The sequence below is a fragment of the Candidatus Defluviilinea proxima genome (assembly GCA_016721115.1).
GTDB classification, from domain to species: domain Bacteria; phylum Chloroflexota; class Anaerolineae; order Anaerolineales; family Villigracilaceae; genus Defluviilinea; species Defluviilinea proxima.
The window spans coordinates 1997510-2016000 of sequence record JADKIW010000001.1 but is presented as its reverse complement, the minus strand read 5'-3'; the positions used below and the strand labels follow the sequence as shown (position 1 = coordinate 2016000).

The following is an 18491-nucleotide window of genomic DNA, read 5'->3' as shown; positions in this document are numbered from 1 at the left end:
TCACATTGCTTATGGTTGAGTCTCTGCTTCAAATGTTCAATCTCTTCACACAACCAACGGGGAGTGTGATCTATCACTTGGTGCTGGTATTCTCCATCGTCAGCGCATTGCAATCGGCCATCTTTCATCTGCGCGCCAGCGGTTTTCCCCAGGCACGACGTACGGTGTTTGGCCTGAGTTTCCTGCTTTCAGCACAAATTGCTCTTTTCGTTTTAAGCGCATTGGGGAATGAAGGTTTTATCAACCTGTCACTCTTCCTTCCGCCGGTGGATCGTGCGCTCACCCTTTTTGCACTGGTTTGGATGATCTGGCTCTGGACCTTCCCGGAACCCAGCCGCCCAGCAGATGTGGCGACCGCCTTGGTCAGTCTGCTTGTGGCCGCCGCCTTCGCCTTGAGCCTGATCACATACGCCCAGACACCCACAACTCCGTATAACCTGACAACCTTCGATAGTTACTGGCAGATCGGCAGTATCGCCATTGCCGTTTTCGGTTTGTTCCTGCTTCTCGTCCGTCGCCCGAATGGATGGGGCAATGGCATGGTCATCTTTGTGTTGGCTTTTGTGGGTCACCTCCTGCATTTGATCTTTGGTCACACAAGCGGCGATTTTCCCGGCGCAGTACGTTTGGCATACATGGCGGCTTACCCCGTTTTGATGACACTGGCCCAGCGCTTCCCTGTCCCTCCCTCCACACCAACAACGATCAAACCCGTCGCTCCTTCCGAGGAGCGCCGTCGCTATAGCACTGACCCGAAGACCTTCCATGCACTGTTGGCGCTCGCCGCCGAATCCAGCGTGGACAAGGTCAGTCAGGCCATCACCCGCGCCATCGCACAGACCATGTTGGCCGATCTTTCTTTCCTCATCTACATGACAGATGGCAATAACCAGTTACAGATTGCCAGCGGTTACGACCTGATCCGCGAAGAAAACCTCGAGGGCGGGAGCATGAACAAGAGCATGATCCCCATGCTCACGAACTCCATCCAACGCGGACGTCCCCTGCGCTTGCCATCGAGTAGTACATCAGCAGACATCAAAGGGCTGAGCGATCTACTTGGCCTGACCAACCCCGGTCACTTGATGAGCGTTCCCATCGTCACACCGGACAAAGAAGCCATCGGTGGCGTCCTCGTCCTTTCGCCATACTCCAATCGTTTATGGAGCGCCGAAGATCAAGCTTTCCTTGCAAACATCGCTAACTCCCTCGTCCCCATCATTCAACGTGGACAGAGGTTGAATGCCCTTGAGATCAAGTCAGAACACACAAAACAGGAACTGGACATTGCTCAGTCCCGCATCAACGATCTCGAACGCCGCAACAATGACCTACTCAAACAAATGGAAGCGGTCAAAACCGATGCCCAAGAGGGGTTGTCGCAAGCCGAAAATCTGGCTGAACTGACTCGCATGCAAGAAGAGACCCAAAAGCTTGTCGATAAGTTGAGGTCAGAAAACGAACACTTGCGCTCCACCAAAGGCATCAAAGCCAAGAGCGGTGCCAACACCCAAGTTGAATCGGAATTACGCTCCACCCTTGAAGAAGTAGCCCGCCTGCAAAATCAATTGGCAGAAGCCAATGTCAAGATCATCGAAGCGGAAAAAGGCAAATCGGCCGCACGTTCAAACGAACAAGCCGAAGTGGTTGCGTCTATATCACAAGAATTGCGACAACCGATGTCTTCCATTGTTGGATACACCGACTTGCTGTTGGGTGAATCCGTAGGCATCCTCGGTGCACTGCAACGAAAATTCGTCGAACGCATCAAATCATCCACCGAGCGCATTGACAACTTGATCAACGACCTGATCCAGGTCACAACGCTTGAAACCGGGCTTCACGAACTCAAGCCAGAAGCCGTGGACCTAAACCTCATCATTGATAACGCCATGTCATACACGAGCAGTCAGGTGCGCGAGAAAAACATCTCGATGCATTTGGATCTGCCGAAGAACATGTCATCCATCCATGCCGACCGCGAAGCTCTGCAACAAATTTTGATCCACCTCTTGCAGAACGCTGGAGCCGCCTCCCCGAATGAGGGAACCGTGCATTTGAAAGTCCAAACAAAAATAGAAGATGGCAAGGAATATATCCTTCTACAAGTGACCGATACCGGCGGAGGCATCCCCGCAGAAGACTTGCCACGTGTGTTTACTCGTTTGTATCGCGCTGATAACGTCCTTATTCAAGGCGTTGGCGATACAGGCGTGGGTCTCTCCATTGCAAAGACACTCACCGAAGCGCAGAATGGACGCATCTGGGTGGAGACCGATCAGGGGAAAGGCTCAACCTTTAGCGTACTGTTGCCCATCGGCACAAATAAACCAGGTTCGGAGCATTAAGCAATGAAAGCCCTGCGCCAAATGGGCAGTGGATTCATCATTGGGATACTCTCGCTCTTACTTGTCATTGGGGGCATTTCATTGTCCTTGGCTGAAACATCTGCCCCGGCCCTACCGCCCACACCATCGCCCATACCCACAGATTTTGCAGTTGAATTTGCATCACCGTTTCCCTCTCCCACAGTAGAACTTATTCCCATTCTCCCTACTGACACTCTCATCCCAAGCCCTACAACTGAGGTGCAGGTTGCGACGAATTGTGTTTTCCCTGCCAATTGGATCACGGTCACTGTTGGTGTGAACGAAGATCTCTACACCATCGCACAAAAATACAACACCACCACAGACGAACTGAACGAAAAGAACTGTCTTAACTTTCTCAACCCCGCCCCCGGCGCGATCATCCATGTACCGGCCGTGCCAACGAAAGTGGTTGCCCCATGCCTTCCGCCTGCTGGCTGGGTAAAACGACACGTAGTGCAAAAAGGCGATAACCTCTATCGCATCGCACTCTCGTATGGCATCACGTACCCACAACTGCAAGCGGGTAATTGCATGGGATCATCAGTAACTATCTTTGCCGGCCAAATCCTTTGGGCGCCAAACATACCAACCTTCACGCCGTTCGTCACTGCCACTGCTACGAACACTGTCAACTACTCCACACCTACAAATACCGCCACCAACACGCCCGATTACTCAACCGTCACCGCCACCTTTATGGTGACCGCTTCTCCCATACCGGCTACACAAACACCATCCATCACACCATTACCTACTATACAAGCTCAATAACTAATGAAATCACTACGGCCAATCATCATCGCGGCAATATTGCTTGCTGGATGCGGAAGTAACGCGCCCGCGCCCTTACCCTTCGCAATGGTGACATCCGCACCAAACCCATCTCCCACACCGACTCCCTTCCTGCCTGTTTCATGGACGCCAACCGGCTCGCTTCTTTCTCAGCCGATAGTTGATTCATCATCCCTGACCTCCACTCCCCTCGCAGCGACTCCAACAATCGCCCCGACGATTGATCCGAACTTCCTTATCAATACGGTTGCGCCACTTCCCACCATTGATACATCTGGCAGTCAGATCCTCAATAATGGGCAAGAGACCATCAACTTCCTGCTTATCGGTTCCGACAAACGCCCCGGCACATCCTTCCGCACAGACACAATGGTCATTGCCATTCTGCGCCCCAACGAGGGACAAGTCTCTCTGATCTCGATCCCTCGCGATCTGTGGGTGTTCATCCCCGGTTGGGAAAATCAACGCATCAACACCGCTTATCAACACGGTATCTCTGTCGGTTACCCCGGTGGCGGACCTGGTCTGCTCAAAGACACCATTCAATACAACCTCGGCATCCGCATTGACCACACTGCCATGGTAGATTTTGACGGCTTTCGTAAGATCGTAGACACTATCGGAGGCGTAGATGTTCCTGTTGTATGCCCCTACACAGATTGGCGTTTGATAGATCCGAGTTATGATCCGCAAAACGAAAACAACTGGGCACTTTACACGGTCAGCCCCGGCGTCATCCACATGGACGGCGACCTCGCCCTCTGGTACGCCCGCTCCCGTCAAAAATCCAGTGACTTTGACCGTGGTAGAAGACAACAAGAAGTGCTCCGCTCGATCTTCACGCAAGCACTCCAAGCCGGAACATTGACCCGTATCCCAGAACTCTACAACAACTTCAAAGACTCCGTTGAAACCGACCTCGGCCTAGCCGACATGGTACAACTCTCCCTCTACGCCCCCAAAATGACCAGTGCCGACATCCGCAGTTACTACATCCGCCCGCCTTACGTCACATCGTGGATCACCGATGGCGGCGCGTATGTCCTTTCCCCCAATCAAGACCTGCTCGGGCAAATGCTCACGGAAGCAGTGTCACCGTCCACACGCACGATACAAAGACAAGCCGTCACCATCGAAGTGATGAACGGCACATCCATCCCCGGCTACGAGACTCTCGCATCCACCCGTCTCAACTATGCAGGCTACGAAACAAAGATCGTCCCATCAGACAGACAAGATTATGCCTATTCTGTTCTGATCGATAAATCTGTTGTGCAAGACCGCTCCGTAAGCGACTCGATTTTGAACGTCATGGGCATCCTGCCCGGAGGATTGATCCCTTCACCGGATGGAAATAGCACCGCACAGTATCTTTTGATCTTGGGATATGATTATCAGCCGTGCTTTAGACCAGAGAAGTTGGTAGAGTGAAAATCATTAAATTCCTTACGCCAACATATTCATTACAACAAACAAAAAGGAGTGAACACACTTGGTGCTCACTCCTTCATAATTCGTCCCCCCTGCAGCCCCCTTAAAGATAAATATATTTTATACTTCACAGCAACAGTCATCAACGGTCAATTAGAAGTCAAGCATAGACATTTGTACTGTTTTTGTACGAAGGGCTTGAATTACCACCTCTATTCTGATAACCTTGAGGCACTAGTAAAAGGGTTGAAAATGGGACAAAAGATTCGTGTGACAATTTTGGATGATCATCAGTCCATCATCGATGGATATCGTTTTCGCCTTGGGAATAGCCCCCGGGTGGAAGTGGTGGCAGCTATCAGCTATGGGGATGAAATACAAAGCTCATTGGAAAAGCATCCTACTGATGTACTTCTACTCGATATAAATGTTCCCGTTTCAGAAGACAATCCCAACCCTTATCCAATTCTGCACGTTATGCCTGATCTATTACAAAAATATCCCGGTCTGGCGATTCTCGTCATCAGTATGCATGCTGAGCGAGGTTTGATCCGCGCTGTGATGGAGGCAGGCGCCAGTGGTTACGTCCTCAAAGACGATCAATCCACGCTTCGGGATTTAGAAAATGTAGTGGCGTCTATCTTCAGTGGCGGGATCCATCTTAGCCGTCAGGCAAACGACATCCTCCTGCGAGGTGGAACAGTGGGAAATGAACCGCCTCTCGCCAAACGACAGTTGGAAGTGTTGTCCCTGTGCCTTTCCTACCCTGACAGTTCTACAGCAGAACTCGCAAAGAAAATGTCGATCTCCAACTCCACTGTCCGCAATTTACTCTCAGGGGCATATATCAAACTTGGCGTACATACCCGTATCGCCGCTGTCACTAAAGCCCGTCAAATGGGATTGATCTCCCCTCCCAACCCTACCGTTCCACGTCAAAAAGTTAACGCGTAATATCTCCACTAACGAACACTAATCCACGTTTACTGTTTTAAGCAGTGCATGTACCGGGGCGATGATCTCGTCCAATAATTCAGAGACAGGCTTAGGGTCGATTAAAGAGGCGTGCTTCAAGAGGTTCATTGCAGTTTGGTGCTTGCGGATCAACTGGTCGGCACAATAACTGATCGCTCCACAATGGATCAAAATCTCCTGTGCTTCCTGTAGCGTATCCAAATCCATAATGGATTGACTCAATTGAAGGAAGCGTTCCCGTTCTGGATGTTCCACTTGCGACGCGAAAAGAATCGGCAACGGCTTTCTGCCTTGAAGCCAATCTGGGTTGGCTGGGATTTCCATCGAGTCATGCATATCATCATGGAGTTGGATCATTTCCCCGTACAAACATCCCAATTGCTTCAATTGTTTCGCGGTTTCCAACGAACTCCCACCGGCTAATGCTCCAATTTGCAAAGCCACGCCAAAGAAAGGTGAGCTCTTGGTCTGGGTAACTTTCCAATAAGCAGATTCATTCACAGGTGATTGCACATCTAAAAATTGCCCAAATGAGGTGGAAAGAAACATCTCATTGAAGCTCTCGATTGCCACTAGCTTAGATGCATCATCACGTATACTGCGAGCAACAGCATATACAGCGGCCGCCTGAAACGTGCTCGACAAGTTAGCGGAGGCCGCCATCCCAAGCCTGTGATATTCACCACGTGGATCTGCATCCAACATATCGTCTACCAGCAAAATTCCAATGTGCGCACAGGCAATTGCCAGCACAGCAAGAACAGCTTGTTTTGGCTCTCCTCCCACAGCCTTACAGGCATGCACCGGTAAGAGCCAATGTTTAGGTCTGCCAGATAATGTATTTTGAAATATGTTTTGTGCATCTCCCCAGGACGCGACATGAGGCAACACAGAAAACTCCTGACCGATTTGAGCAAAAATATTCATCCTACCTCCTTGTTTAAGTTTGCCGCCCACAGAAAACAGGGCTTTCTGTGGGCGGTTGATTTTCACCTGATATAGATCAGGCTTTGGGCGTTTCAGGGTCCCAGATCAGCCAGGTACCAGCCTGTGTGGCCTGCAAAATCTGGGAGCGAGAAACGCCTGTCAGGTTGGTCAAACGAGCATCGCGTTTGCGAGACGGCTTGACTGACAACCTTTTGTAAAATGCTTGCATATTCATGGGGAATCTCCTATTAGGTATTTTGAACGAACTTTTTTGTTAACAAACTTTGAAGAGAATTTTATTCCTACGCTATAATCGAACCACCTCCTTTAGAGTTAGGAACAAAAAGTAACGCCATGAAAAATCCCCCCTTAAAAAGCTGGCGCCTGCATGACATTCTGATCGCTTACGTCGTTCTTTTCTTTTTGTTCCTTTACACGTACGGTTTACTTTTCAAGACCCCCTATCCTGGTTTTTATTTCAATCCATCAAACGGCGAGTTGCTGGAAATCTACCAACCGGCCAATCCCCCTCTCAAAATAGGTGATTTCATTCAGCGCGTAGGCTCCATTTCCATAGAGACTTACCGCCAAAACAAGTGGATCAGCTTTTTTGACGGAATGCAAGCGGGACAACAAATTGAGATCGAGGTATTGCGCGACCAAAAGTCCGTGACCATTCTCTGGGAATATCCCGGTTACAACACAAGCGAGTTCCAAGCCCGTTTTTTCAACATATGGTGGCTTGCCTATGTATTCTGGTTCATTGGCATGTCCACCCAATTGTTCATGAGACCCAAGGATACACAATGGCGATTGTTTGTCGCGGCGAACTACCTCACAGGGGCATTCATTATGCTTGGCAGTGTCTCCTCTTTGCGTGTTTTCGGTAGCGCCATCCTACTACGAGCGGTTACCTGGTTAATCCTTCCAACATACCTGCATTTCCATTGGATTTTTCCAAAGTCATTCCGTCGTATTCCACAATGGCTGAAAAACGTCTTTTACGTCATTTGCGGAGGAATCACCATATGGCAGTTGTTTTCGCAATCTTTTAGCGGTTTATATTTTTTCGCCATTGCACTTGCATTTGGTGGAAGCATCCTTCTCTTGGCTGCGCACTATCTACTTCAGCCGAACCACCGCCGCGAAGTGATGACTCTGGCAATTGCCGCCTTTTCATCCACGTTCTTTACGTTCCTGATCAGTCTGATCGGAATCAGAGGAGACGTCTCAAAGATCGGCCCACTCGCGCTCCTCCCTCTGCCAATCCTTCCAGCAACATACTTTTACATTTTGTATCGGCGCAACCTAGGCGGACTGGAAATTCGTACAAACCGCGTGATTTCCATCTATCTCTTTCTGATCACGCTTGGCTTCGTGCTTCTATTAATCATTGGATATTCGAAGATTGCTTTGATTAACCGTGATGTGATCGCGATCACCACAGTTATCATCGCTTTGTTTACCGCACTTGCCAGCATATTGGCATTTCCCAAGTTCCAGTCATTTGTTGAGAAGCGTATTCTAGGCATCAAACTGCCCAATGAAAGTCTGGCTGAGAGCTACTCTGCTCGCATCATCACAAGCGACTCCCTGCCCATATTGTTAAAACTATTACGCGATGAAGTGTTTCCAAGTTTGCTGATACGACAATATGCCTTCGTTCGAAATTTGAAGACGTCAGCAGAGGTGATACTGTCAGAAAACGTGACTCAGGATCTGGTCACGGAAGATGCGTTGATGGAATTATTCGCTTCTTCATCGAAGGGGAATCTGTCCCCATTCTCCAAGCACAATCCACCCTTTGACTGGGTCCGTCTCACCTTGCCGTTGCAATTCGGTTCAGAGTTGATCGGTATATGGCTATTAGGGCGTCGCGATCCTGATGATCACTATTCACCAGTAGAATTCCCGTCCCTACAATCGCTCGCCAACCAGACAGCAGTAGCTCTGAGTAACATTATTCAAACGGAGCATCTCAAAGCGGTCTACGGTGCCAACATCCATCGTTATGAACAGGAACGGGTTAATCTTGCTCACGATCTTCATGATAGCGTTCTAAACGAGATGGCGGCCATGAAGATGAAACTTGACCCAGCGTCTCTTCCGCCAGAGTTCCAACTATCATATGATGAATTGATCAACCGTGTACGAGAGATCGTTGGTGATCTTAGACCCCCAATGCTTTTATATGGGTTAAAGTTTGCGCTCAATGGGCTGGCCGATAACCTTTCAGAAAGGCACCGCGACAAGGTAAATATCATTGCTGATATCGAGGCGGATGGTGAGCCTCGATACCCCGAAATCGTGGAGCAAAACATCTATCGCATTGTGCAGGAAGCTTGCGAAAACGCATCAAAGTATGCTCGTGCAAAGTCCATCGTTATTGAAGGCAAACTTTTCGAAAAAAGGATCGAGGTCAAAGTGATCGATGACGGCATCGGATTCCGAGACGAGATCAGCCTCAAATTAGACGATATGTTGGCTAACAAACATTTCGGGCTGGCTGGAATGCATGAACGTGCAGACTTGATCGGTGCCGCGATCCGTATCGATTCAAAACCAAAGCACGGCACTCGCATTCAGGTATCGTGGGAAGCTAAAGATACTATTTAATTGTTAAAGTTCAAAACTTCGTTGTTGAAGACTTTATACAATTGCACGAGATAAAAATCCACAAGCGTTACTTGAATTTTCTTAAGTGCTTACTAAAATAGGGATTCATCAGTGACCACCTTCGGTGATACGCTCCGCTCCTTTCGGCAAACCAGCAATGACCCAGATCGCCTGAATAGGCGTCTCACACAAGAACGTCTGGGCGAACTGATAGGTCATGAAATGGGAGATCTGGGATTTAGTGGAGCGGCAATCAGCGACTGGGAACGAGGGGAAAGTGCGATCAATGCACAAGACAGGAAGGTATTGCTCGCACTAATTCAAGTTCTACATACATGTGGCGGGATACAAACTCTTGATCAAGCCGATCAATTGCTAAAAGCAGGAAATTACCATGCTCTTCATTCCGAAGAAATTCAGAAGATCTTCGGGAAGGCGGAATATGCTTCACCTGCAAACGAACAAGAAATTCCTTTCACATTGCTTCTCGTTCAAAGCATATTTCCCATTTCGAAGGAAGAGTTTCGAGAAATTGTCGAAAAAGCGAAGGAAGGACCTCCTCCCTCCTGGCCTCGCATTCTCGCCGCGTTGCTCCGAAAAATCACAGACCGATTTTCACTTTCCATAAAAACGGTCCTATGGGGTGTGGTTTGGGTAAGTAGCATTTGGTTGATCGGTCCGTCATTGCATTGGCCTTTCGCAAACCGAGATTCAGCATTGACTGCCATCGTCATGTATGGATGTGCCACTCTCATAATCCCTCTGTTGATAGGGGCATTGGTCAATACCAGTAATAATGAATACTGGAAACAACAAAACACAGCAAGTCCATTCTTGCTTCGTCTGTATACCTATCAAGGTGCTGGTATAGGATTCAATCTGGGATACTTTCTTATTTTCCCTTTTTGTCTGGCATCGTATTACTTAAATCTGGGACATGTGGTGTGGATGGAAATTGCGGCGGCTACCTTAGTGCTAATTCTAGGGAACATGGCCGCGCATGTAGTACCCCACAATTTATGGTTGGCGTATAAAAGATTATCCATCAAAGACGGTTGGATCTTCTTTATCGTTGCCTTCATCGGCCCTATGTGGGGCTTCTTTTTCCTTGAGTATTACCCTGTATTTCTTACACCAATTCTGGGCGTAACCATTATCGTTCTTGCTGTTATGGGGGTAATCTTCATTTCAGCACAACAAGCCAAGAGTAGGGGAAAATAATTATCAAATCTCTCAAGCGGTGAGGCATTCACCCAGTTGACATCTCCTCCCTTTCCCGCTAAACTATGCGAAAGCAGATAAGAAAGAATTGGAGCATGTCATGCCTGATAACAAGTTAACTTCACACCTAAACCAAAACACTTCGCTCACTTCTGCCATTAACTCGTGGGAAATGTTCCTTACAGACCAGGGGCGTTCACCCAATACGATCAAAGCCTTCCTTTCGGATGTGCGTTTGCTGACCACTTTCCTTTCCGATGGTGTAGCGATCGGCAAGGTCACTACCAAAGACCTCAACCGCTACTTCGAGTGGATGGAAAAAGAGCGCGATGTTCCGTGCAGTCCCAAAACCCTCGCTCGGCGCATTACGGCGGTCAAGTCATTGTTCCGCTGGTTGCATCAATACGGTGTACTGGTCGTTGACCCTGCTGAAAAGGTGGCACAACGCTCTGCCATCAGTCCCCTCCCCACTGTGCTTACGCCCAAGGAATATGACGAAGTCCTGCTCGTCGCAGACCGCCATCGCCGCGCCACAAAGCCCGACGCCCGTCCGTATGCGTTGGTATATCTTTTGTTGACCACCGGTATCAAAAAGAGCGAAACATTGGGGCTTTTGCTCGAACACCTTGAATTGGATTCCCCCAACGGGCCTCAGATATTCATCAAGTATCCGACTCCTGCGAATCGTTACAAAGAGAGAAAGCTGATCCTGCCCGAGGATTGGGTAACCGCCTATGAGGAGTATCTTGCCCAATACAAGCCCGAAGAAAAGCTCTTCCCTTGGTCACCTCGTAGATTGGAATATCTACTTGAAGATATCAGCAACGAAGCCGGTCTGACAAAACATCTTTCTTTTGATATGTGTCGCTGGACATGCGCCTTGAACGATTTCAATGCAGGCGAAGAACCAGATAAAATCCGCCAGAAGCTGGGAGTTTCCAAGATCCAGTGGCGAGAGTTGTTCATTAAGTTAAAACAGTTAGCGGGAAGTAAAGAATAAGATCAAAAAAGAGACGGTCACAAAGTGACCGTCTCTTTTTTAGCCTCGTGTCATTGAAAAATACAACGCTTGCCGGGATGACTCTGTCAAGCGGAAAGAATGCGCGGGGCGATAACCGGGCACCCATACCACTTTTGATCCCATACACAACAAGGGCCAGCGATCACGTGCACGATGGGGCAATTTGACGTTGATAAAGAAATCGGAGATCTTCATCTCGTGCCCGTCCATGCCCAAAGGCTCAAAACGGTCACCATCGTGACGGGCACGCAGTTCAAGCTCATCGGAGACCAACTTGGCGTCAAGCCAGACTTGGAAGGGATCACTGTTCGCATGCGCTTGTTCCATGGCCAGAGAAGCGATGTTCCAACGTTCGCAAGTTAACTTCCACCCACCCGATAACATGATTGAATTCGGAAGCCGCAAAGGGATCGTGTTGCTTACATCAGGCATTTGGGGCCAGCGCTCGATGGGCAGATCAGAAGTATCAGCGAGCATATAGATCGACGAGCCTTCACGCAAAAGGTGCATGCCGCCTGCCAGATCGGTGCGTTGTTGTTCAGGAGAGTTGATAAACTTTGTGGCACGTTCGAGAGTGGCAAAAGTCAGGTTTAAGCCTTCGGGGTGAAGAAGCTCAATAGCACGCCGAATCAGGTGTCGTTGGAGTCCGAGCGATTGCTTGGCCAGGGAGGCCGAATCAAACGAGACGTAGTCCAATGTTTGTTGGACAACACAAGCCTTCCACACATCATCCAAAACATAGGAAAGAATCTCATGATCGCCCGTTAGAGAGCGCGAGGTGCGCCAGATGGCATCACGAAAGCGCGGATTATAAGATTCCAAAACAGGGATGAGCTGATTACGCAAGCGGTTGCGGAAAAAGTCGAGCGAATCGTTGCTGGGATCATGACGCGGACGAAGTCCATGCGCCGCACAATACACCACTGTCTCCTCGCGCCAGATATCCAACAACGGACGGACGATGGGTATCGTTTCGTCGAACATCGGGAGGATCGTGCGGTAGTTCATGCCTTTGAGCCCAGCCAGCCCAGCACCACGAATGAAATGCATGAGGACGGTTTCCACTTGGTCATCGGCTGTGTGCCCGACCGCCAAGGCTTGCGCCTTGAAGCGCCGTGCTTGCGCCAAGAGAAAACGATAGCGCATATTGCGCGCGGCCTCTTCAATGGACAATTTTTCAGTACGGGCGTACTCATGCACATCCCCACTCTCGATCACGGAGGCAAAGTTCATGCGGCTGGCAGCTTGTTCAACAGCGTTGGCGTCGGCATCTGCATCAGAACGCAGTTTGTGGTTGAAATGCGCAACAATAACCCGGTAGCCGGTCTCCCGCAGAATACCAAGGAGACACATACTATCAGGGCCACCAGAAATACCTGCAATGATCGGCTGATCTTTGGTCAGGCCGCATTGCTCACTTAAGACGGATTCGATGTTTTCAAACATTGCATCAATTACAACACAGAAATCAACAAAGGTTCTTTAATTGTTTTGGTCAATAAGTTACAAGGTCACTTTATATCTGGTACAACTCCACCAAGACACCAGATGTGCTTTCGGGATGGATAAAAGCGTACTTCTTTCCGTCGGCGGCAGTGCGCGGCTCCTCATTGATGAGGCGCACACCCTTCGAGCGCAATTGCGCCATCATGCCTTCGATATCGTCCACTTCGAGGCAGATGTGATGCATACCCGCCCCGCGCTTGGCAAGATATTTGGCGATACCCGAGTCGTCTGTAGTGGGCATGACCAGTTCTACTTCTGAGCCGGGAAGCGGAAGGAAAGCCACCTGCGATTTTTCGGCAGGCACATCGCGGAGTTCGTGTAATTCCATTCCCAAGGCATCACGCCAGAAGGAAAGCGCCTTTTCCATATTGTCTACAACAACGGCCACATGATTGATCTGTTTAACTTGAGGCATTTTATTCTCCAATAATACAAAGACTTTGGGCTTCCCCATAACTCCCGAGGCCCGATTATATAATATCCGCACCCACAATTTAAAAACACACTTTACGACCATGTTGGGTGTCGTCGCTTGCCAGAGAGTTCGATAACGATTAAGATTGGCACATGCCAACCATTCCCATTAATGTGCGCCGTGTGCTTGTGGCCATCGGTATCGTTATGCTGGTCTTCGTCGTTCTGGGCTTTAACCGCCGTCTCGAAGAACTCAGCCTCCTGAACGAGCAGGCCCATATTGTTCAGGCGCAAGCTACACAAGCGCTACAAACTCAGGCGGCCCTGCAAGTAGCTGTGACATTTGCCAATTCGACCTTGTCTGTTGAAGAATGGGCACGCACTGACGGGCATTACATCAAAGATGGCGATCTACCGGTCGTCCCTGTGGGAGCGCCCGGCGCCGCACCCATTGAAATGAGCACGCCCATCCCAGCCCCAACACCCATGCAAGAGTGGGAAGCGTGGTGGGAACTCTTCTTCGGCAAATAACAACGACTCAATTCATGGATCGCCTTGCGCTCTTCCCCGACTCGACCAAAATCCAAAACGACAAACTGACCATCGCCGGACACGATCTCGCCTCTCTCGTGGACCAGTACCTGACTCCGTTATACATTTACGATTTATCCACCCTGGCCTCTTCCGTCAAATCCTACACGGACGCCTTGTCCGCCTACTACCCCGCTCCCTCTCACATCACGTATGCGGGCAAAGCTTTTCTCTGCAAAGCCATCGCCGAATGGACTCAGGGACACGATCTCTTTGTAGATTGCACCGGTGAAGGAGAGATCGCTATAGCAGTGGCTGGAGGCGTTCCGCGCGAACACATCCTTGTGCATGGGGTCAATAAATCGGTTGACGATCTGAAATCCGCGATCAAGTACGCAGGAACAATTGTTGTAGATAATTTAACAGAGCTTAAAAGACTTTATGTCACCCTGAGCGGTAGCGAAGGGTCTCTACCAAAAACGAGCGAGACTCTTCGGTCGCAACAATCGCTCCCTCAGAGTGACATTACTATCTGGCTTCGCCTTCTGCCGGGCGTTGCTGTCTCCACGCACCACGCCCATACACAGACCGGTCAACACGACAGCAAGTTCGGCATGACGCGAGAAGAGATTCTTGAAGCGGCGAAGTATTGCAAAGAGCACGATCTCCCACTCACAGGCATTCACTTCCACCAAGGTTCCAACTTCCGCGACCCGGAACCATTGATCCCTGCAATTGACATGGCACTCGACCTTGCCAAAGAAATCGGCTTCAAAGGCGAATGGCATTTCTGTCCCGGCGGCGGATGGGGTGTGGCGTATCATGAAGACGAATTGCCCAATCCGTCCATTGAAAGTTATGTGCGCGGAATCGCGGAAGCAGTTGTTGAAGGCTGTCTGGCACGCGGACTTTCCCTCCCTCATTTGCATCTAGAGCCGGGGCGAAGTCTTATTGCGCGGGCGGGCGTAGCGATCTATCGCGTTGGTGCGATCAAAAGGCGTGGTGACAAAACCTGGCTACTCACCGATGGTGGCATGGCGGACAATCCACGGTTTGCGTTATACGGGGCGAGATATTCTTGTTTAACGGTAGCAGGCGTCGGGAGAGAAAGAAGCGAGCGTGTGTCGATCGCGGGGCCATATTGCGAGTCGGGAGATATCATCCTTGAGAACCTGCCCATGCCAAAAGTTGAAGAGGGAGAATTAATCGCGATCCCTGTGGCGGGTGCGTATCACTTGAGCATGTCGTCGAATTACAATGGCGCACGCAGGCCAGCCGTGTTGATGTTGGACGAGGGGAATGCGAAGTTGATCGTGCGAAGGGAAACAACAGACGATCTTTTTAAGCGCGACGCGTAATTATAAAGGCCACTCGGCCCAAAGAATGGAATCAAGGTCTGTGGCCTTGATCAACGTCATCTCGTCGGGGCGTCCCTTACGCGTGTACGTTTTATACAAGGCATCTTCAGGCGACTTGACTTTGACTCCCCCCACATCTACAAGCTTATTGATGAGACGCACCAATGCTTTACGCTCGACGATCTTGAATCCTTTTTGATTTTCAAAAGCAATGAGATCGGCACTTCCAAACAGCCAGCCCTTCGTATCTCTCACCGTTCTAAATTCAACCCAAATAAAATCATCTTGAACGTTTTCTTTCCTCGAAACACGTTTCTTGCTTTTTACATCGACTTTGAGATGTTGATCGTCTTTTGAGATCTCATAATCATAGTGATCCTCGATATTCCCCTCTTTCGATGCTTCGACAACTTTCCAACCATTTCGCCGCGCAACAAACACAAACTGACTCTCCGCGTTTTGCCCCAACTCAAGCGAATCCTTTTTATCGTACTGGTTGCGTTTGTTTCGTGTGAACATCTTATTCTGATTGGACGAGCCCCGCTTCTTTCTCAATACGAGCCTGCGCCAGCTTGCAATAGCCTTTATCTACATCCACGCCGATCCCCTTACGCCCAAGCGCTCCTGCGGCAACAAGCGTTGTACCGCTCCCCATGAACGGATCGAGCACTGTATCTCCGACATAACTAAACAATTTGATGCAACGCCTTGGCAACTCAAGCGGAAATGGCGCCGGGTGACCGATCCTCTTTTTACTTTCGCCGTTGAACGTCCACAGGCCGTTCGTCCACGCCATGAATTCATCGCGAGTGACGTCGGATTGTTTACTTCCGCTGGTTTTCTTCCATGTGTTTTTGCAGAAGATGATAATCAACTCAACTGGCGCAATCACGAACGGAGCCGAGGCGCTCATCCATGAACCCCAGGCCGTACGACGAGAGATATTGCCTTCGTTCCAAATCACTGTGGAGTGATACTTGAAGCCGATTTTCTTGGCCAGCGTAGTAAAGTCCGCGCCCACGCTTTGTTGCCCGCCCTTATTCTTATCAAGTGGGACATTCAAACAAAAACGCCCATCATCTTTCAAGAAGTTATAACATTGCGTCATCCACTTTTCGGAGAACTCCAAATACTCCGCATACGACACATCGTCCTTGTGCGAGTTGTATTGGATGTCCACGTTATACGGCGGGGACGTAACGACTAAATCTACAGACCCATGCTCAATGGTGGTTGTCTTCAGAATGTCATCGTTGAGGATGGTCAGGTTTTCTGTTTGGTAATACAGAGTTTTCTTCTTCGGCATGGATGGAATTTTACCAGTTCATAGGGTACACCAACCCAGACAAAGGTAACGAGCGATGTATAATCCCACCATGCTCCCGCTTCTTCGCACCAAGACATCCATCCCAGCCCCACGGACCAACCGTGTCGAGCGGCCTCGTCTCATCGAGCGCATCAACGAGGGGATGAAGCGTGCGTTGACGTTGATCGTTGCACCTGCAGGGTTTGGCAAAACGACGATCATCGCCACATGGACACGGAACACATCCATGCCTGTGGCGTGGCTCTCACTCGAACAAGCTGACCGCGCACCCGAACGCTTTCTTTCCTATGTAATTTACTCACTGCAACAACTTTCCCCACAAATCGGGCAAACGACACTTGCCATGTTACGTGGCGGACAAGCGATAAGTGAGGAAGCCATTCTGTTTTCGCTTGTCAATGATTTGAGCGAGATACCAAACGACTTTGCCCTCATCCTCGATGACTATCACACTGTAAACGAGGCCGAAGTTAACACGATCATCCAATCCATTCTGGAGCATTGCCCCCCACAAATGCATATCGCTGTGACATCACGCACGATGCCTGAGCTTTCGCTTACACGTCCGCGTGCGCTCGATCAGGTGGTGGAGATCAACTCAGTTGACTTGCGTTTCAATGCAGATGAGGTCCGTGCGTTTCTCGAGCAGATGGGAACATCTCTCACACCAGAACAGGTCGAACGGTTGAATCAATCCACGGAAGGTTGGGCGGTGGGACTGCAACTCGCAGGTCTTGCCCTTGCCCGTCAGCCTTTTGATTGGAACATCCCTGCGGGACAAACTCACATCTTTGATTATCTCGCCGAAGAAGTTCTCCGACGCGAGTCGGCTGAAGTGCAGGAGTTTCTCAAAGTCTCTGCATTGTTCGATCGGTTCAGTGCATCAGTCATGGATTACGTATTACGCAGTACACAGTATGTAAGAACCGATTCCCCCACTGACATTCTTGGTCACATCGAACGTGCCAACCTCTTCCTTGTTCCTCTCGATACATCAGGCACATGGTTCCGCTATCATGCACTCTTCACCGAGTTCCTGCGTCGCCAGCTTCCGCCCGAACAGGCAAGCCAACAGTATCACGAAGCCAGCTTGTGGTTCGAAGAGAACAATCTGCTCGATGAAGCCATCCACTACGCCACACATGCCGAAGACTTTGAACGTGCCGCCAGTTTGCTCGAAGCTCATTACCTTGATATGGTACAGCGTGGCGAACATTCAGCGTTGCTTGAATGGCTGTCCACATTACCGCCTGCACTGATGGAGAGTCGTCCGCGCTTGTGGTTGGCGAAGGGATGGGCAAGCATCATCGGGTTGAACTCTGCTGAGGCACAGGCATGTGCAGAAAAGGCTGAGGCGCTGATCCCGCTTGATGAAATAGGGAGCAACCCTCGGCTTAGAGGCGAAGCGAAGTCCCTCCGAATCCTGACAGGTATCTTCGCGGGCAGGATTGCCGCAGCAGATGAAATCTCCGAGGCATTCGTCCTTCTCGCCGAACAGGATGATTTGCTTCATAGTCTTTTGCACCTCAATCTCGGTTTGCATCATGTGATGCTTGGCAACACAGCTCTTGCACTTGATTCCTTCAATGAGACAGTTACAATCAGCAAGCCCAAAAACGATATTCTTGTGACCATTGTCGCAATGGTGCAGATCGGTGAGGCGAGGCAAGTGCGAGGTGCGTTAGGGTTGGCAGAGCGCATGTTCCAACAGGTCATTCAATACGCAAGTGAGACTCTTGGCAGGCATACATTTCTACTTGGCATGCCATTTGTCAGTTACGGTGAATTGTTGCGCGAATTGAATCGATTCGATGAAGCAACCCGTCATCTTGAACAGGGCATCGCACATTGTCAGGTATGGCAACCCATTTCGAGCATGGACGGGCGCATAGCGCTCGCTCGTTTGAAGGCAGCAACAGGAAATTGGGATGAAGCATATGATGAACTCGAACGTGCCATGCAGGTTGCAGAAGGCAGTGTCTCGATACTCGATGATGCGT

General features: G+C 49.8%; 15 protein-coding genes. 9 read left to right on the top strand and 6 right to left on the bottom strand.

Annotated elements, in window-relative coordinates; all coding sequences use genetic code 11:
* Window positions 1-11: 11 nt before the first annotated feature.
* The 4 genes from IPP66_09345 (at window position 12) to IPP66_09330 (ending at window position 5549) form a co-directional block, all read left to right on the top strand.
* The gene (locus tag IPP66_09345) at window positions 12-2348 is read left to right on the top strand and encodes a GAF domain-containing protein (GenBank protein ID MBK9925483.1); all 2337 of its coding nucleotides are present in this window, start codon (window positions 12-14) and stop codon (window positions 2346-2348) included.
* A 3-nt stretch (window positions 2349-2351) separates the two neighbouring features.
* Entirely contained in the window at window positions 2352-3143 is a 792-nt protein-coding gene (locus IPP66_09340) for a LysM peptidoglycan-binding domain-containing protein (GenBank protein ID MBK9925482.1), read from the top strand.
* A 3-nt stretch (window positions 3144-3146) separates the two neighbouring features.
* A complete protein-coding gene (locus tag IPP66_09335) occupies window positions 3147-4595 on the top strand; it encodes an LCP family protein (protein ID MBK9925481.1) in 1449 nt (482 codons plus the stop codon).
* 252 nt (window positions 4596-4847) lie between these two features.
* Entirely contained in the window at window positions 4848-5549 is a 702-nt protein-coding gene (locus IPP66_09330; GenBank protein MBK9925480.1) for a response regulator transcription factor, read from the top strand.
* An 18-nt stretch (window positions 5550-5567) separates the two neighbouring features.
* Here IPP66_09330 and IPP66_09325 read toward each other — a convergent pair whose 3' ends face one another.
* Window positions 5568-6497, bottom strand: coding sequence for a polyprenyl synthetase family protein (locus IPP66_09325; protein MBK9925479.1), 930 nt, complete (start codon window positions 6495-6497; stop codon window positions 5568-5570).
* Window positions 6498-6573: 76 nt separating this feature from the next.
* Window positions 6574-6732: a hypothetical protein gene (locus IPP66_09320; GenBank protein ID MBK9925478.1), complete on the bottom strand. Its 159-nt coding sequence runs from the start codon at window positions 6730-6732 to the stop codon at window positions 6574-6576.
* A gap of 119 nt (window positions 6733-6851) precedes the next feature.
* On the opposite strand from IPP66_09320, the gene IPP66_09315 reads away from it, so the two are divergent.
* The 3 genes from IPP66_09315 (at window position 6852) to IPP66_09305 (ending at window position 11334) form a co-directional block, all read left to right on the top strand.
* A complete protein-coding gene (locus tag IPP66_09315) occupies window positions 6852-9113 on the top strand; it encodes a hypothetical protein (GenBank protein ID MBK9925477.1) in 2262 nt (753 codons plus the stop codon).
* 111 nt (window positions 9114-9224) lie between these two features.
* Window positions 9225-10334, top strand: coding sequence for a helix-turn-helix domain-containing protein (locus IPP66_09310; GenBank protein ID MBK9925476.1), 1110 nt, complete (start codon window positions 9225-9227; stop codon window positions 10332-10334).
* 100 nt (window positions 10335-10434) lie between these two features.
* Window positions 10435-11334 (top strand): site-specific integrase, encoded by a 900-nt coding sequence (locus IPP66_09305; protein ID MBK9925475.1) that lies wholly within the window; start codon window positions 10435-10437, stop codon window positions 11332-11334.
* A 39-nt stretch (window positions 11335-11373) separates the two neighbouring features.
* Here the strand turns inward: IPP66_09305 and tilS are convergent, their stop codons facing one another.
* On the bottom strand, window positions 11374-12801 hold the full coding sequence (tilS, locus tag IPP66_09300; protein MBK9925474.1) for a tRNA lysidine(34) synthetase TilS: 1428 nt from the start codon (window positions 12799-12801) through the stop codon (window positions 11374-11376).
* Between the two features lie 70 nt (window positions 12802-12871).
* Window positions 12872-13276 carry a methylmalonyl-CoA epimerase gene (gene mce / locus IPP66_09295; protein ID MBK9925473.1) on the bottom strand — a complete coding sequence of 135 codons (405 nt, stop codon included), beginning with the start codon at window positions 13274-13276 and terminating at the stop codon, window positions 12872-12874.
* Between the two features lie 152 nt (window positions 13277-13428).
* Here mce and IPP66_09290 point away from each other — a divergent pair, with 152 nt between their 5' ends.
* A complete protein-coding gene (locus IPP66_09290) occupies window positions 13429-13806 on the top strand; it encodes a hypothetical protein (GenBank protein ID MBK9925472.1) in 378 nt (125 codons plus the stop codon).
* 14 nt (window positions 13807-13820) lie between these two features.
* Complete coding sequence (gene lysA / locus IPP66_09285) at window positions 13821-15164, top strand: diaminopimelate decarboxylase (GenBank protein MBK9925471.1); 1344 nt, start codon at window positions 13821-13823, stop codon at window positions 15162-15164.
* Here lysA and IPP66_09280 read toward each other — a convergent pair whose 3' ends face one another.
* Window positions 15165-15683, bottom strand: coding sequence for a hypothetical protein (locus IPP66_09280; GenBank protein MBK9925470.1), 519 nt, complete (start codon window positions 15681-15683; stop codon window positions 15165-15167).
* Between the two features lies 1 nt (window position 15684).
* Window positions 15685-16470, bottom strand: a complete 786-nt coding sequence (locus tag IPP66_09275; protein ID MBK9925469.1) for a site-specific DNA-methyltransferase — start codon at window positions 16468-16470, stop codon at window positions 15685-15687.
* Between the last annotated feature and the right edge of the window lie 2021 nt (window positions 16471-18491).

Bases quoted from the DNA above. Each gene is read 5' to 3' on its own strand.
- IPP66_09305 (MBK9925475.1), top strand. From the start codon at position 10,435: ATGCCTGATAACAAGTTAACTTCACACCTAAACCAAAACACTTCGCTC.
- IPP66_09335 (MBK9925481.1), top strand. From the start codon at position 3,147: ATGAAATCACTACGGCCAATCATCATCGCGGCAATATTGCTTGCTGGA.
- IPP66_09345 (MBK9925483.1), top strand. From the start codon at position 12: ATGGTTGAGTCTCTGCTTCAAATGTTCAATCTCTTCACACAACCAACG.
- IPP66_09320 (MBK9925478.1), bottom strand. From the start codon at position 6,732: ATGAATATGCAAGCATTTTACAAAAGGTTGTCAGTCAAGCCGTCTCGC.
- IPP66_09330 (MBK9925480.1), top strand. From the start codon at position 4,848: ATGGGACAAAAGATTCGTGTGACAATTTTGGATGATCATCAGTCCATC.
- lysA (MBK9925471.1), top strand. From the start codon at position 13,821: ATGGATCGCCTTGCGCTCTTCCCCGACTCGACCAAAATCCAAAACGAC.
- mce (MBK9925473.1), bottom strand. From the start codon at position 13,276: ATGCCTCAAGTTAAACAGATCAATCATGTGGCCGTTGTTGTAGACAAT.
- IPP66_09275 (MBK9925469.1), bottom strand. From the start codon at position 16,470: ATGCCGAAGAAGAAAACTCTGTATTACCAAACAGAAAACCTGACCATC.
- IPP66_09315 (MBK9925477.1), top strand. From the start codon at position 6,852: ATGAAAAATCCCCCCTTAAAAAGCTGGCGCCTGCATGACATTCTGATC.
- IPP66_09290 (MBK9925472.1), top strand. From the start codon at position 13,429: ATGCCAACCATTCCCATTAATGTGCGCCGTGTGCTTGTGGCCATCGGT.
- IPP66_09325 (MBK9925479.1), bottom strand. From the start codon at position 6,497: ATGAATATTTTTGCTCAAATCGGTCAGGAGTTTTCTGTGTTGCCTCAT.
- IPP66_09280 (MBK9925470.1), bottom strand. From the start codon at position 15,683: ATGTTCACACGAAACAAACGCAACCAGTACGATAAAAAGGATTCGCTT.
- IPP66_09340 (MBK9925482.1), top strand. From the start codon at position 2,352: ATGAAAGCCCTGCGCCAAATGGGCAGTGGATTCATCATTGGGATACTC.
- tilS (MBK9925474.1), bottom strand. From the start codon at position 12,801: ATGTTTGAAAACATCGAATCCGTCTTAAGTGAGCAATGCGGCCTGACC.